The sequence below is a fragment of the Cupriavidus sp. UME77 genome, from assembly GCF_014170355.1.
Classification (GTDB): Bacteria; Pseudomonadota; Gammaproteobacteria; order Burkholderiales; family Burkholderiaceae; genus Cupriavidus; species Cupriavidus basilensis.
This window is the reverse complement of sequence record NZ_LZZU01000004.1, coordinates 14,167-29,070: the sequence shown is the minus strand read 5'-3', so window position 1 is coordinate 29,070 and position 14,904 is coordinate 14,167. Positions and strand designations below refer to the sequence as shown.

At 67.6% G+C, this 14,904-nt stretch carries 12 protein-coding genes and 1 tRNA gene; 9 read left to right on the top strand and 4 right to left on the bottom strand.

The window, feature by feature from the left end:
• Positions 1 to 26: 26 nt before the first annotated feature.
• The 9 genes from A9975_RS00945 to A9975_RS00905 all read left to right on the top strand — a co-directional run bounded on the left by A9975_RS00945 (position 27) and on the right by A9975_RS00905 (position 10,606).
• Positions 27 to 389, top strand: a complete 363-nt coding sequence (locus A9975_RS00945; protein WP_183030986.1) for a DUF485 domain-containing protein — start codon at positions 27 to 29, stop codon at positions 387 to 389.
• Positions 386 to 2,026, top strand: a complete 1,641-nt coding sequence (gene actP / locus A9975_RS00940; protein ID WP_183030985.1) for a cation/acetate symporter ActP — start codon at positions 386 to 388, stop codon at positions 2,024 to 2,026. Before A9975_RS00945 ends, actP begins: the two co-directional genes overlap by 4 nt.
• Before the next feature lie 207 nt (positions 2,027 to 2,233).
• Positions 2,234 to 2,830 carry a TetR/AcrR family transcriptional regulator gene (locus A9975_RS00935; protein ID WP_183031030.1) on the top strand — a complete coding sequence of 199 codons (597 nt, stop codon included), beginning with the start codon at positions 2,234 to 2,236 and terminating at the stop codon, positions 2,828 to 2,830.
• A gap of 45 nt (positions 2,831 to 2,875) precedes the next feature.
• Positions 2,876 to 3,799 (top strand): LysR family transcriptional regulator, encoded by a 924-nt coding sequence (locus tag A9975_RS00930; protein ID WP_183030984.1) that lies wholly within the window; start codon positions 2,876 to 2,878, stop codon positions 3,797 to 3,799.
• 176 nt (positions 3,800 to 3,975) lie between these two features.
• The gene (locus tag A9975_RS00925; RefSeq protein ID WP_183030983.1) at positions 3,976 to 5,088 is read left to right on the top strand and encodes an alkene reductase; all 1,113 of its coding nucleotides are present in this window, start codon (positions 3,976 to 3,978) and stop codon (positions 5,086 to 5,088) included.
• Positions 5,089 to 5,334: 246 nt separating this feature from the next.
• Positions 5,335 to 6,615 (top strand): cytochrome c, encoded by a 1,281-nt coding sequence (locus A9975_RS00920; RefSeq protein WP_183030982.1) that lies wholly within the window; start codon positions 5,335 to 5,337, stop codon positions 6,613 to 6,615.
• Complete coding sequence (locus A9975_RS00915; RefSeq protein WP_183030981.1) at positions 6,612 to 7,121, top strand: (2Fe-2S)-binding protein; 510 nt, start codon at positions 6,612 to 6,614, stop codon at positions 7,119 to 7,121. Before A9975_RS00920 ends, A9975_RS00915 begins: the two co-directional genes overlap by 4 nt.
• On the top strand, positions 7,118 to 9,382 hold the full coding sequence (locus A9975_RS00910) for a molybdopterin cofactor-binding domain-containing protein (RefSeq protein ID WP_183030980.1): 2,265 nt from the start codon (positions 7,118 to 7,120) through the stop codon (positions 9,380 to 9,382). The genes A9975_RS00915 and A9975_RS00910 overlap by 4 nt, the downstream gene beginning before the upstream one ends.
• A 78-nt stretch (positions 9,383 to 9,460) precedes the next feature.
• Complete coding sequence (locus tag A9975_RS00905) at positions 9,461 to 10,606, top strand: FAD binding domain-containing protein (RefSeq protein WP_255502988.1); 1,146 nt, start codon at positions 9,461 to 9,463, stop codon at positions 10,604 to 10,606.
• A 194-nt stretch (positions 10,607 to 10,800) separates the two neighbouring features.
• Here the strand turns inward: A9975_RS00905 and A9975_RS00900 are convergent.
• The 4 genes from A9975_RS00900 to A9975_RS00885 form a co-directional block, all read right to left on the bottom strand.
• Positions 10,801 to 10,894 (bottom strand) — tRNA-Ser (locus A9975_RS00900).
• Positions 10,895 to 11,044: 150 nt separating this feature from the next.
• A complete protein-coding gene (locus A9975_RS00895) occupies positions 11,045 to 12,295 on the bottom strand; it encodes an aspartate kinase (RefSeq protein ID WP_183030978.1) in 1,251 nt (416 codons plus the stop codon).
• Positions 12,296 to 12,436: 141 nt separating this feature from the next.
• Positions 12,437 to 13,903 carry a tRNA lysidine(34) synthetase TilS gene (gene tilS / locus A9975_RS00890; protein ID WP_220810578.1) on the bottom strand — a complete coding sequence of 489 codons (1,467 nt, stop codon included), beginning with the start codon at positions 13,901 to 13,903 and terminating at the stop codon, positions 12,437 to 12,439.
• Positions 13,869 to 14,840, bottom strand: coding sequence for an acetyl-CoA carboxylase carboxyltransferase subunit alpha (locus A9975_RS00885; protein ID WP_183030977.1), 972 nt, complete (start codon positions 14,838 to 14,840; stop codon positions 13,869 to 13,871). The genes tilS and A9975_RS00885 overlap by 35 nt, the downstream gene beginning before the upstream one ends.
• Positions 14,841 to 14,904 lie beyond the last annotated feature (64 nt).

Here is a 14,904-nt window from a genome sequence, read left to right as displayed (position 1 = left end):
ACCAACCGCCCCCAACGGAGACAACCTTGGAACACACCGCCCCCACCTTTGCCGCAGCCGCCCGCGAAAGCGCCGCGCTCGCTGCGCCCCCACCGAATCCCCTGCTCGCCGATCCGGCATTCCAGTCCCTGGTACGCGCGCGGCGCAGGTTCGCGTGGGCGCTGACCGCCATCATGCTGGCGGTGTACTTCGGCTACATCCTCACGCTCGCCTTCCGGCCCGCGTTGCTGGGCCGCCAGCTGACCCTGGGCCAGCCCATGAGCGTGGGCATTCCCGTGGGCTTCGGCATGTTCGCGCTGACCTTCCTGCTGGTTGCGGTGTACGTGTATCGCACCAACACCGTGTACGACCAGCGGATCGGCGAAATCAAGCAAGGGGCAGCAAAATGAAGCAAGCCAACCTTCGCGCCATCGGCGCGGCCCTGTTGCTCACCGCCTTGCCAGCCTTTGCGGCGTCGAGCTCGGTGGGCCAGGGCATGAACGTCATCGCCATCGCCATGTTCCTGATGTTCGTCGCCGCCACGCTCGTGGTCACGCGCTGGGCTGCCAGGAGCAACCACAGCGTGGCCGACCACTATGCAGCCGGCGGCAAGATCACCGCCCTGCAGAACGGCTGGGCCATTGCCGGCGACTACATGTCGGCGGCCTCGCTGCTGGGCATCTCCGCGCTGGTCTTCACCAGCGGCTACGACGGCCTGATCTACTCCATCGGCTTTCTCGCCAGCTGGCCGATCATCCTGTTCCTGATCGCCGAGCCACTGCGCAACCTGGGCCGCTTCACGCTGGCGGACGTGGTCTCATACCGCCTGCAGCAGCGCCCCATCCGCGCGTTCTCCGCGTCCAGTTCCATCGTCATCGTGCTGCTGTACCTGGTGTCGCAGATGGTGGGGGCCGGCAAGCTGGTGGAGCTGCTGTTCGGCTTCAGCTACACGGCGGCGGTCGTGCTGGTCGGCGTGCTGATGGTGGTCTATGTGTTCTTCGGCGGCATGCTGGCCACCACCTGGATCCAGATCATCAAGGCAGTGCTGCTGCTGGCGGGCGCCGCCTTCATGGCGTTCATGGTGATGAGCCGCTTCGGCTTCAGCATGAATGCGCTGTTCGCACAGGCCATCGAGGCCCACGGCAAGCATGCGGCCATCATGCGCCCAGGCGGTCTGGTCTCCGATCCCGTCTCCGCGGTATCGCTCGGCCTGGCGCTGATCTTCGGCACCGCAGGCCTGCCGCATATCCTGATGCGCTTCTTCACCGTCGGCGACGTCAAGGCGGCACGCAAGAGCATCCTGTATGCCACCGGCATCGTCGGCATCGGCTACGCGCTGATCATCATCATCGGCTTCGGCACCATCGCGCTGGTCGCCAGCGATCCGGCCTACCACACGCCTGCCGGCGCGGTGATCGGCGGCGTCAACATGGTGGCCGTGCACCTGGCCCATGCCGTCGGCGGCAACCTCTTCCTCGGCTTCATCTGCGCGGTGGCGTTCTCGACCATCCTGGCCGTGGTGGCGGGGCTGACGCTGGCAGGTTCCTCTGCCATCTCGCACGACCTCTATGCCAAGGTCCTGCGCCAGGGCAACGCCACCGACAAGGAGGAGATGCGCGTCTCCCGGATGACCACGCTCGTGCTGGGCGTACTGTCCATCCTGCTGGGCATCCTGTTCGAGAAGCAGACCATTGCCTTTATCGTCAGCCTGACCTTTTCGATCGCCGCCAGCTCGAATTTCCCGGTGCTGCTGCTGTCGATCTACTGGCGCGGACTGACCACGCGGGGCGCTGTGGTGGGCGGCTCTCTTGGCTTGCTGAGCGCGGTGGTGCTGACGGTGCTGAGCCCGACCGTGTGGGTGCAGGTGCTTGGCCATGCGAGCGCCATCTACCCCTACGAGTATCCGGCGCTGTTCTCCATGCTGGTGGCCTTTGCAGGCATTTACGTGTTCTCGGTCACCGACCGGTCCGCGCGCGGTGCGCGCGAACGCGGCGCCTTCAACAATCAGCTGGTCGATTGCGAGCTGGGGCTGATCAAGCCGCAGTAGGTCCCGTGTCCTGTGCTGCCGGCCCCACGCCGGCAGCCCGGCCGTGCCTCACAATTTATCACCCGATTGGTACAATGCCGCAAACGCTCCGCACGGGACGTGCCTGTCACAGGTGAACGAATGAAACGAGACGCAACGCCGCCGGAGACCCCTGCCGCGGCCAAGACCGCAAAACGGCTGCTCCCCGAAGAGCGGGAGCAGCAGATCGTGCAGAAGGCCATCGAGCACTTCACGCGCAACGGATTCTCCGGCAGCACGCGCGATCTCGCCAAGCAGATTGGCGTCACCCAGCCCTTGCTGTACCGCTACTTCTCCAGCAAGGAGGCGCTGATCGACCGGGTCTACAGCGAAGTGTTCCAATGGCGGCCCGACTGGGAACGCCAGATCGCCGATCGCGCCACGCCGCTGACCGAACGGCTGTATGCGTTCTACCTCGACTATGCGTCCGTGATCCTGCGCGAGGAATGGATCCGAGTCTTCATCTTTGCCGGCCTCACGCGCGAAGGCATCAACAACAAGTACCTCAACAAGCTGCGCAGCAAGGTCTTCCTGCCCGTGCTGGCCGAGGTGCGCGCCGCGTACGGCATCCCCGAGCCGCGCAATGCGGCCGAGCTGGAAGCCGAGGTCGAGATGATCTGGGGCCTGCACGCGGCCATCTTCTATCTCGGCGTGCGCAAATGGGTCTATGGCCTCAAGGTGCCCTCGGACATCGATGCCGTGATCCGCCGCAAGGTAGACATGTTTCTCCACGGCGCGCCTGCCGTCATGCGTTCCCTGCGCGCGCCCGACACGCCCGGCAACTGAGCCCCTGCAGGGATAGGCGACACCCTTACCGCTGGAGTCTTACCTATGGACAAGCTGCTGGCATTGAAGCTGTTCGTCGAGACCGTCGACGCCAAAGGGTTCTCCTCCGCCGCGCGGCGGGTCAACCTGGCCACGTCATCGGTGACCCGCATGATGGACAGCCTGGAGGAGGAGCTGGGCACCGTGCTGCTGAACCGGTCGACACGGCAGGTAACGGTGTCCGAGGCCGGCGCGGCCTACTACCAGCGAGCGCGCAAGATCCTCGACGCGGTGGCGGAAGCCGATGCGCTGATCGCCGACCGTGGCGATACGCCGGTGGGCCAGCTTCGCGTGTCGCTACCGGTGGCGTTCGGGCGCCGCTGCATCGCGCCGTTCCTCGGCGGCCTGATCGCGCAGTATCCGAAGCTGGAACTGGAGGTCACGCTGACCGACGAGATTGTCGACCTGCTCGGCGAACGCATCGATCTATCGATCCGCCTGGGCAGCGCCGCGTCGCTCGATGAAGTGGTGGCGCGTCAGATCGGCACGTTCCGGCGCAGGGTGGTGGCAAGTCCTGGCTATCTGCAGCAGCGCGGCATCCCCACCGCGCCGGCGGAACTGGCCGGGCATGCGTGCCTGCGCTTCACGTATGGCGCGGGCACGCAAATGTGGACCTTGCTGCGCGGCACCGAGGAAGTCCAGGTGCCCGTTCCGGGCACCTTCAAGAGCAACAACGCCGAAGTGCTGCGCGAACTGGCGCTGGCCGACGGCGGCATCGCCCTGCTGCCCGACTGGCTGGTCGACGACGATATCCAGAGCGGGCGCCTGACCGCCATCCTGGACGACTGGACCGTCAACCCCAACCGCGCCAGCTCGGCCATCACCGCGCTCTACCTGCCCAACCAGCGCGGCTCGCGGCGCATCGCCGCCTTCCTTGACTTTCTCTCGCGGATTCCCGGGCCCACCGGCCGGAACGAAGCGGGCGGCTGACGCCTCCTCCCCCCTCCCCCTTGCCGCCAGCGCAACGCAACGTTGCGCGGTGGCCCGATTCTCCGGCGACGGGTTAGCACCTAACCTTGAGGTCATCTCTTTCCGAGACAGCCAGCGCGGCGCGAAGGCAAGCCTGCTGCCGCCGACCGACCCATCGCACTTGACGGAGAACCACCGTGACCCACCATCTCTTCACCCCCGTTCGCCTCGGCAACCATACCTTGCCGCATCGCATTGCCATGGCGCCATTGACGCGCTCGCGCGCCGGCCAGCCCGGCAACGTGCCCACCGCCATGAATGTCGAGTACTACCGGCAGCGTGCCGGCGCGGCGCTGATCGTCACCGAAGCCACGCAGATCTCGCAGCAGGGGCAGGGCTACGCCTGGACACCGGGCATCCATAGCGAGGCGCAGATCCAGGGATGGCAGGCGGTCAGCGACGCCGTGCATGGGCAAGGCGGCATCATCTTCATGCAACTGTGGCACGTCGGCCGCGTCTCGCACCCGGTGTTCCAGCCCGGCGGCGCGCTGCCCGTGGCGCCCAGCGCCCTGCCCGTCCCCGGCAAGACCTTCATTATCGACGCGCAGGGCAACGGCGCCTGGGGCGACGTGCCGGTGCCACAGGCGCTGACCCTGGCCGGCATCCACGACATCGTGTCCGACTACCGGCACGCGGCCCGCAACGCCATGGCCGCGGGCATGGATGGCGTGGAGATCCACGCCGGCAACGGCTACCTGCTTGACCAGTTCATCAACTCCAACAGCAACCAGCGCGACGACGCCTACGGCGGCAGCATCGAGAACCGGGCACGGCTGCTGCTGGAGGTGGTGGACGCGATCGCGGCGGAGGTAGGGCCCGCGCGCGTTGCCGTGCGGCTGACGCCCGTGGGGCGCTTCATGGGCATGGGAGATGCATCGCCTGAAGAGACCTTCGGCTACATCGTGCGCCAGCTCGACACCCGGGGCCTGGCCTACCTGCACCTGGTTGAGCCGGCCATGGTCGGCACCGTCAAGGAAGAGCACGCAGATCCCCGCTGGGACGCGATCATCCAGCAACTGCGCGCGGCCTTCCGCGGCGTGCTGATGCTGGCGGGCGGCTACGGCCGCGACAGCGCCGAACACGCGCTCGCCAGCGGCCGCGCCGACATCATCGCCTTCGGCCGCCCGTTCATCGCCAATCCCGATCTGCCCGCCCGGCTGCGCGGCGGCCTGCCCTTGAACGCGCCAGATGCCACGTCATTCTTCGGCGGCGGTGCCGGAGGCTACACCGATTATCCGGCCGCGGCGTGAATGGGGGTGGCCGGCAGGCGATCGGCGTGCTCGGCCGGGTCGAGCGCCGCCCCCCTCTCATACTTTGGTTTGGGCGCCACAGACCACTCGTCTGATTGTTGCCGGTCGACACGGCTCCTACCATGCGAGTTGAGCCGCGCCTTCCCGCCGCTGCCAAAGGTCCCGATGCATGCAATGCGCGCCGCGGGCCTCTATCGATACAAGGATTCCCGCAATGAACCGGCATCGACTCCCGGCAGGCCAGGCATGAAACGCCGGCCCATCTTTCTCGCGGCAGCAGGGGCGGCGGCTGTTGCCCTGCTGGCTGCCGCCGGCATCATGTGGGAGCCGGCCATCGCGCCGGTCGCCGCGCCCGCGCCTGCTTCCTTCGACCGGGCGCTGACACTGGAGGGCGCCCGCGTGGTGGCGCTCGGCGACTGCGCGGTATGCCATACGGCCAAGGGCGGCCAGCCCTTCGCCGGCGGCCTGCCGCTGGTCACGCCGTTCGGCACCATCTACTCGACCAACATCACGCCCGATGCGCAAACCGGCATCGGCAACTGGTCGCTGGACGCCTTCACGCGCGCCATGCGGCGCGGCATCGCGCGCGACGGCCACCAGCTCTATCCGGCGTTTCCGTACATCCACTTCACCAGGATGTCGGACCGCGAGATCGAGGCGGCCTATGCCTACCTGATGCGGCGCGAGCCCGTAACTGCCACGCCGCCCGCCAATGCACTGATCTTCCCGCTCAACTTCCGGCCCCTGGTCGCCTTCTGGAACGTGCTGTTCCTGCGACCCGGCGAAGCGCAACGCGATCCCGCGCAGGATGAAGCCTGGAACCGCGGCCGCCTGCTGGTGGACGGACTTGGCCACTGCGCCGCCTGCCACTCGCCGCTCAATGCGATCGGCGGGGAAAAACCGGGCCGCGCCTTCGATGGCGGCGTGGTGGACAACTGGGAAGCGCCGCCGCTGAACCGCCTGGCGAGCGGTCCCGTGCCTTGGACCAAGGCGCAGCTAAGCACATACCTGCGCACCGGCATCTCCGCGGCGCATGGCGCGGCAGCCGGGCCGATGCTGCCAGTCACGCTCGAACTGGCCACCGTGCCAGAGGCGGACGTCGATGCCATTGCGAGCTATCTGATGTCGCTGCAAAAGCCGGCACCCGCGCCCGCCGTGGTGCCGGTCTCGGCGGCCGTGGCCGACCAGTCCGCCATCGCGCGCGGCGCGACGCTCTTCACCGGAGCGTGCGCCGCCTGCCATGGGCCTGGTTCGCCAATGCAGAGCGTGGGTGGCCGCCCCAGCCTCGCCACCAGTTCCGCGGTCAACGCGAGCACGCCGCGCAACACCATCCAGATGATGCTGCAAGGCGTGGCATGGAACGGCGAGGACGCGATGCACTACATGCCAGCGTTCGCACAGGGCTTCGACGACCAGCAGCTTGCCGACCTGGCGGCCTACCTGCGCGCCACCTACACCCGGCAGCCGCCGTGGACCGGCGTGCAGGACACCATCGCTAAACTCAGGAAAGAGGACGAATCGAGATGATCAAGCTTACCGTCAACGGCGCCAGTCACGCGCTGGACATCGATCCGTCCACGCCGCTGCTCTATGCCCTGCGCGGCGAGCTGCACCTGCACGGCGCCAAGTTCGGCTGCGGCCTGGGCCAGTGCGGCGCCTGCACCGTCATCGTCGGCGACCGCCCGGTGTTTTCGTGCCTGATGCCGGTGGCAGCGGTCGGTGCCCGGCCGGTGCGCACCATCGAGAGCCTGGGCACCGCCGACAAGCCGGGGCCCTTGCAGAAGGCGTTCATCGACCACCAGGCGGCGCAATGCGGCTACTGCATCGCTGGCATGATCATGCGCGCGCAGGCCCTGCTGGAGGTCAACGCGCATCCCACCGAGGCCGAGCTGCGCGCGCACATGGAACCCAACCTGTGCCGGTGCGGCACCCATATGCGCATCCTGGCGGCCATCCGCGCCGTGGCCGGCATGCCCGGCGCCGTGCGCCCGGGCGGGGTCAAGGCCGAGGGCAGCAAGGAGGGGGCGCAATGAGCGGCCATGACGACCACATCGACCTGGGCCGCCGCGCCATCCTGGTCTCGGGCTCGCTGGTGGTGGGCTTCACGCTGCTGCCGGGCCGCAAGGCCATGGCGCAGTTGGTGCTGGCCGACGAGGGTGCCGCCGTGCAGGTCGCGCGGCAGTACGGCGCATTGGCGGGCAGCCTGAAGACCAATCCCTATCTCGACGCCTGGATCAGGATCGCCCCCGACAACCAGGTCACGGTGTACACCGGCAAGGTCGAGCTGGGCACTGGTGTGCGCACCGCGCTGCTGCAGGTGGCAGCGGAAGAACTGCAGATGGCGCCCGCGCTGATCACCTTCCTGAGCGCCGATACCGGCCGTTCGCCGGACGAAGGGCTGACCGCCGGCAGCCACACCATGGCCGACAGCGGCAGCGCCCTGCTCAACGCGGCGGCCCAGGTGCGCGGGCTGCTGACCGACGCCGCCGCGCGACAGCTGCGTGTCGATGCCGCGTCGCTGTCGGTCGGCAATGCGCGCATCACGGCCCCCGACGGGCGCTCGCTGTCGTTCGGCGAACTGCTGCCCGCGGTGAACCTGCACCGCGCGGCAACACCGGCCTCGCCGCTGCGCGACCCCAAGTCGTTCTCCGTGATCGGCACGCCGATGCCTCGGCTGGACATTCCCGGCAAGGTCACCGGCAAGCCGAGCTATGTCCAGGACCTGGCCATGCCGGGCATGGTGCATGCGCGCGTGGTGTTGCCGCCTGCCTATGACGCTGCCCTGCTGTCGGTCGATGAGACCGCGGTCAAGTCCATGCCCGGCGTGATTGCCGTCGTGCGCGACGGCAACCTGCTCGCCGTGGTGGCCACGGGGGAATGGCAGGCAGTACTGGCTCAGCGCGCGCTCGGCGCCGCCTGCCGCTGGAGCAAGGGGCGTGCGCTGCCCCGCCCCGCCGACGTGATCGCGCAGCTCAAGCCGCTTTGCACGCAGCACATCGAGATCGCCAACACGCGGGGCGCTGTGCCGGCAGGCACCAGGACGCTGGCCGCCAGCTATTCCAAGCACTACCTGATGCACGGGTCGATCGGCCCCTCGTGCGCCGTCGCGCAGATGCAGGACAGCGTGCTGACCGTATGGACCCACTCCCAGGGCGTCTACCCGCTGCGCGACGGCCTGGCCGAGATGCTGTCGATGCCCAAGGACAAGCTGCGCTGCATCCACGTGGAAGGCTCGGGCTGCTACGGGCACAACGGCGCCGACGACGCCGCTGCGCACGCCGCCTATCTGGCCCGCGCGCTGCCGGGAAAGCCAGTGCGCGTGCAATGGATGCGTGACCAGGAAAACCTGTGGGACCACTTCACGCCAGCCATGGTCACCGAGGTCAAGGCCTCGCTCGATGCCGGTGGCCATATCGTCGACTGGGACTACGCGCTGTGGAGCAGCTCGCATAACGAGCGCGTGGTCAACGCGGGCCGGCTGCTGCCCGCCACCCAGCTGGCCAAGCCCTTCGTCCCCGCGCCCTCGGTCCCGATGCTGCAGCCCGAGGGCGGCGGCGACCGCAACGCGATTCCGCTCTACAAGCTCCCGGCCTCGCACATCGTCAACCACTTCTCGCCGACCATGCCGCTGCGCACCTCGGCGATGCGCTCGCTGGGCGCGCACATGAACGTCTTCTCGATCGAGAGCTTCATGGACGAACTGGCCGCCGCGGCCAACACCGATCCCGTGGCGTTCCGGCTGCGGCATCTGGAAGACCCGCGCGCGCGCGACGTGATCCAGCTTGCCGCCGCCAGGTTCGGCTGGCCCCGGCGCGGCCGCAAGCCCGGCCACGGCGTCGGCTTCGCGTTCGCCAGGTACAAGAACCTGATGGGCTATATGGCGATCGCGCTGGAGATCTCCGTGGTACGCGACACGGGACTGGTGCGCCTGGAGCATGCGGAGGTGGCCGTCGATTGCGGGCAGATCGTCAATCCGGATGGCGTGCGCAACCAGATCGAGGGCGGCGTCCTGCAGGCAGCGAGCTGGACCCTGTACGAGCAGCTGCGCTTTGACACCGGCGGCATCGGCAGCTTCGACTGGAGCGCCTATCCGATCATGCGCTTCTCCGCCGTACCAACCACCGTCAACGTGCACCTGATCGACCGCCCCGGCACGCCGTTCCTCGGCGTGGCCGAAGCCGCAATGGGGCCCACCGCGGGCGCCATCGGCAACGCCCTGTTCGATGCCACCGGCAAGCGCCTGCGCGACATGCCGCTGGGCGGCGAGCGGCTGCGCAGGGAAATCGCGCCGTAGCGCGCAGCTTGCCATGACCCGGGCACTGACCGGCGCCCGCCCCCTGAACCTCTCAACCCCATGACCATCATGCCCACCATGCCCACATCCAGACCTTACCGCGCCATCGTGATCGGCGGCTCGCTCGGCGGGCTCTTTACCGCCATCTGCCTGCGCGCCATCGGCTGGGATGTCGATGTCTTCGAGCGCTCGCCGCTGCAGCTCGACAGCCGCGGCGGCGGGCTCGTGCTGCAGCCCGGCGTGCTCGACGCGCTGGCCTTCGCCGGGGTCGCACACCCGCCAGAGTTCGGCGTGCCGTCAAACGACCGCATCTTCCTGGACCGCGAGGGTGTGGTTCGCCGCATCGACATGCCGCAAACGCAAATCGCCTGGAACGGACTCTATGCCCTGATGAAAGGCGCGCTTGATCCGCGCATGATCCATGCCGGCGAGGAACTGGTCACGCTGGCCCGCGAGGCCGATCGTGTGACGGCCCGCTTTGCCTCGGGCCGCACCGAGCACGCGGATCTGCTGGTCGGCGCCGACGGACCGCTGTCCACGGTGCGGCAGCAACTGCTGCCCGGCGATGCGCCCGCCTATGCCGGCTATGTCGCCTGGCGCGGCGTGCTGCCCGAGGCAGCGCTGAGCATGCAGGCCAGGTCGCTGCTGGTCGATGCCTTCGCCTTCCAGGACGGGCCGGGACACCAGATGCTGACCTACCTGATTCCCGGCGAGGACGGATCGGCCCGGCGCAACGAGCGGCGCCTGAACTGGGTCTGGTACCGCGCGCTGCCCGCGGGAGAACCGTTGGCGGCCGTGCTGCTGGACCGCCATGGCCGCCAGCACACGCATTCGCTGCCCCCGGGCGCGGTCAAGGATGCCGATGCCCAGGCGCTGCGGCTTGCCGCGGCGGACAGCCTCGCGCCCGTGTTCGCGGCACTGGTCGCATCGACCCCCGATCCCTTCCTGCAGCTGATCCAGGATTACGCGGCGCCGCGCATGCGCTTTGGCCGCGCGGTGCTGCTAGGCGATGCCGCCTTCGTGGCGCGTCCGCATACCGGCGCGGGCGCGGGCAAAGCGGCAGCCAATGCCGTGGCCCTGGCGCGCGCGCTGCAGGCCGGCGGGGAGCGCATCGACGACGCACTCGCGGCGTGGGATCGAAGCCAGTGGGCCGAGGACAAGCGCCTGGCCCAGTGGGGCATCTCGCTCGGCCGGCGCATCATGGGTGTGATGCAGCCTGACTGAGCGGCACGGCAGCGCGCTTGCACAGGTAGTAGATGCCGTCTCGGCGGGTGAGGTACGTGCTGGCTCCCGGTCGGTCTGTGTCAGGTACACACGCGGGGGCAGCAGTGAAAAGGTGAGCAGTGAAACGGGGAGCACAAAAAACAAAACCCCGGAAGACCGCAATCTTCCGGGGTTCCGCCGCCATTACGATGTAGTGGCGGAGACGGAGGGATTCGAACCCTCGATCCAGGTTTTGGCCCGGATGCTCCCTTAGCAGGGGAGTGCCTTCGACCTCTCGGCCACGTCTCCCAAATCTGCCGTTGTGTGAGGGAGGCCACACAACGAAGCGCGTATTCTATCGGTCAGATTTCAATTGGTCAACGGTGATTCGATGACTAATTGAAAAAACTTGCACAGCCCGTTAGAAGCGCAGGCCGCACGCGGCCTGCCTTGCATGGATCACGCCTGATCCAGCTCGAACACCTTATGCAGCGCGCGCACGGCGAGCTCCATGTACTTCTCATCGATCAGCACCGATATCTTGATTTCCGACGTGGAGATCATCTGGATGTTGATGCCTTCCTCGGACAGCGTGCGGAACATCTTGCTGGCGATGCCAACGTGCGAGCGCATGCCCACGCCGACTACCGAGACCTTCGATACCTTCGGGTCGCCCGATACGCTGGCGGCGCCGATATGTGCCTTCACGCCGTCGTTGAGGATGGCGAGCGCGCGCTGGTATTCGCCGCGCGGCACGGTGAAGGTGAAGTCGGTCTTGCCGTCGACGGACTGGTTCTGGATGATCATGTCGACGTCGATGTTGGCGTCGGCTACCGGGCCCAGGATCTGGTATGCGATGCCGGGCTTGTCGGGCACGCCCAGGACGGTGATCTTCGCCTCGTCACGGGCAAAGGCGATGCCGGAGATGACGGCTGCTTCCATTTCAGAATTTTCCTCAAAAGTGATCAGCGTGCCCGAGTGCATTTCTTGCTCGAGGGGCATCAAGGGGTCGGTGAGCGACGACAGCACGCGGGTCTTCACGCGGTACTTGCCGGCGAATTCCACCGAACGGATCTGCAGCACCTTGGAGCCCAGGCTGGCCATTTCCAGCATTTCCTCGAAGGTGATCTGGTCCAGGCGGCGAGCGTCTTCGACCACGCGCGGATCGGTGGTGTAGACCCCGTCCACGTCGGTGTAGATCAGGCATTCCTCAGCCTCGATGGCGGCGGCGATCGCCACTGCCGAGGTGTCGGAACCACCGCGGCCAAGCGTGGTGATGTTGCCGTTGTCGTCGATGCCCTGGAAGCCCGTGACCACCACCACGCGCCCGGCGTCGAGATCGGCCAGGATGCGCTCGTCATCGATGGACTCGATGCGGGCCTTGGTATGGGACGAGTCGGTCTTCACCGGCACTTGCCAGCCGGTGTAGCTGATCGCGTCGACGCCCTCGCCTTGCAGCGCAATCGCGAGCAACGCGGAACTGGCTTGCTCGCCGGTGGCGGCCAGCATATCCAGCTCACGCGGGCTCGGCTGCGCCGAAATTTCCTTGGCAAGGCCAAGCAAGCGATTGGTCTCGCCTGACATGGCCGAAGGCACCACGACTACGCGGTGACCTGCACGATGCCATTTGGCAACGCGCTTGGCGACATTCTTGATGCGTTCCGGAGAACCCATCGAAGTGCCACCGTATTTGTGAACGATGAGAGCCATCTGTTTGTCGACACCAGCGATTGTGCAAACCCTTGAAAATACACGAAGGGAAGCCCCAAGGCAAGGTGTGGGCGGCTCGGACGACGGCCACGGCAAGTGGCGCGCGAGGAATATCGCGGGCAGAAAGCAGCCTGCCGCGGCTTATTCGATGGCCGCGCCGTGCGCGGGCGAACCAACCGGCTCGACCCACTCGACCCATTCGACACGCCAGCGCGGCGCAGCCGGCGCATCTGGCCAGCGCCGGTGCATGCCCAGGCCCGCCGCGAACACGAGCTGATCGCCCGACCACAGCAGCGGCAGCCGCGCGCGCCGCGCCATCGGCACGCCCGCCTCCTGGTAGGCCTGCTTGAGCGCGCGCGCGGGCCCGCCCGGGCGCAGCACGATGCGCTCGCCGCCTTGGCGCGCGGCGAGGCGCAGGGGCCGGCGCAGCGCCGCCTCCGGCAGGCCGAAGGTATCGTCGCGCATAAAGCGCAGCTCGCCATGCCACGCTGGCACGGCCAGGCGTGCCTCGCCCTGCCAGTGCAGCGCCAGGTCTGCAGATTCGATGGCTGGCCCCGCGCGGCGGGCCAGCACGCGCCCCCGAAAGCGATGCAGCATCAGGGTCTCGTGCTGGATGGCAGGCTCGCCGCCTTCATGCTCGATCAGTTGCGCGCGCATGGCGGACAGCCGCGCGGTGGACGGGGCCTGCGTGCCAAGCTCGCGCAGCCACAGCCGCAGCACGGCGTCGGCCTCGGCCGGCGGCAGCGCGCGCAGCCCGGCAAGATCGAGTTCAGCCAGCGTGCTGGCATCGCGCGGCGTGCGCACCAGCCCCGCCATCCATTGCGTAGCGAGCGCATCAAGCAATTCGCTGGCCTGCGCCAGGTGGGCGGCGGCCTGCGCCACGTTGGCGCGCAACGCGGGAAACGCCGCGGCCAGCGCGGGCATGTGCTGCCTCAGCGCGTTGCGGGCGAATCGGGAATCGTCATTGGAAGGATCATCGATCCAGGGGAGCGCATTCACGGCGCAGTACGCATCGATATCGTCGCGGCCGACCTCGAGCCACGGACGCAGCAAGACGATCTGCTGCCTTGCCCCGAGCCTGCGCAGGCGCGGCATGCCGCCAAGCCCGGCCAGCCCGGCACCACGGAACAGGCGCAGCAGCACCGTCTCGACCTGGTCGTCCAGGTGATGGGCAAACAGCAGCAACTCCGCTCCGGCCTCGTCGCACATGGCTTCGAGCGCAGCGTAGCGCGCGCGGCGCGCCGCCGCCTCCAGCCCTTCGCCCTGCCCCTGGCTGACCGAGACACGCTGGCTGTAGAACGGCAGTTGCCAGTCAGCGCACAGCGTCGCGCAGAACACGTCCCACTGGTCCGCCTCGGCCTGCAGGCCATGATGCACATGCAGCGCCACCACGCGCAGCGGCAACGACGACGCCACCACCGCCGCACGCAGCGCGTGCAGCAGCGCGACCGAATCGCGTCCGCCGGAGAGTGCCACCGCCACCGTGCCCGCCCGTGCGCCGTCGCCAGAAACAACAAAGGCCGCACCGGCCTGAAGCGCCTGTGCGACCTTGTCGGTCAAGCCGGCGGACGGGTCAGCCCGGTGCGCCGGTTTCCTTGAACTTGCCATAGGACAGCAGACGCTCGTTGCGACGCGCTTGCAACTCCTTCACGCTCATGCCCTGGAACTGGCGCAGCGAATCCGCCAGCGAACGCTTGAGCATGGCGGCCATGCCCTTGACGTCGCGGTGCGCGCCGCCCAGCGGCTCGCTGACGATCTTGTCGATCAGGCTGAGTGCCTTGAGGCGGTGCGCGGTCAGGCCGAGGGCTTCGGCAGCTTCCGGCGCCTTCTCGGCGGTCTTCCACAGGATGGAAGCGCAGCCTTCCGGCGAGATCACGGCGTAGGTGGCGAACTGCAGCATCTGCACCACGTCGCCCACGGCAATCGCCAGTGCGCCGCCGGAGCCGCCTTCGCCGATGATGGTGGCGATCAGGGGCACCTTGAGGCCGGCCATCACGTAGAGATTGTGGCCAATGGCTTCGGACTGGCCGCGCTCTTCCGCGTCGATGCCGGGGAATGCACCCGGCGTGTCAACGAAGGTGAAGATCGGCAGGCCGAACTTGTCGGCCAACTCCATCAGGCGCTTGGCCTTGCGGTAGCCCTCGGGCTTGGGCATGCCAAAGTTGCGCATCGCGCGCTCTTTGGTGTCACGTCCCTTCTGGTGACCGATCACCATGCACGCCTGCCCGTTGAAGCGGGCCAGGCCGCCCACGATCGAAAGATCGTCGGCAAAGGAGCGGTCGCCGTGCAGTTCGTGGAAATCGGTGAAGATCTCCCGCACATAGTCCAGCGTGTAGGGACGCTGCGGGTGCCGGGCGATCTGTGCCACCTGCCATGGGGTCAGGTTGGCGTAGATGTCCTTGGTAAGCTGCTGGCTCTTGCCGGCCAGCCGCGAAATCTCTTCGGAGATATCGACAGCCGAATCGTCCTGCACAAATCGCAGTTCTTCGATCTTTGCCTCGAGTTCGGCAATCGGCTGCTCAAAATCTAGGAAGGTGGTTTTCATGAGACTCGCGTACCTGTCTGTGAAGGAGCGCATTCTACCGGAATTCGCCCACTAAACCGCAAGT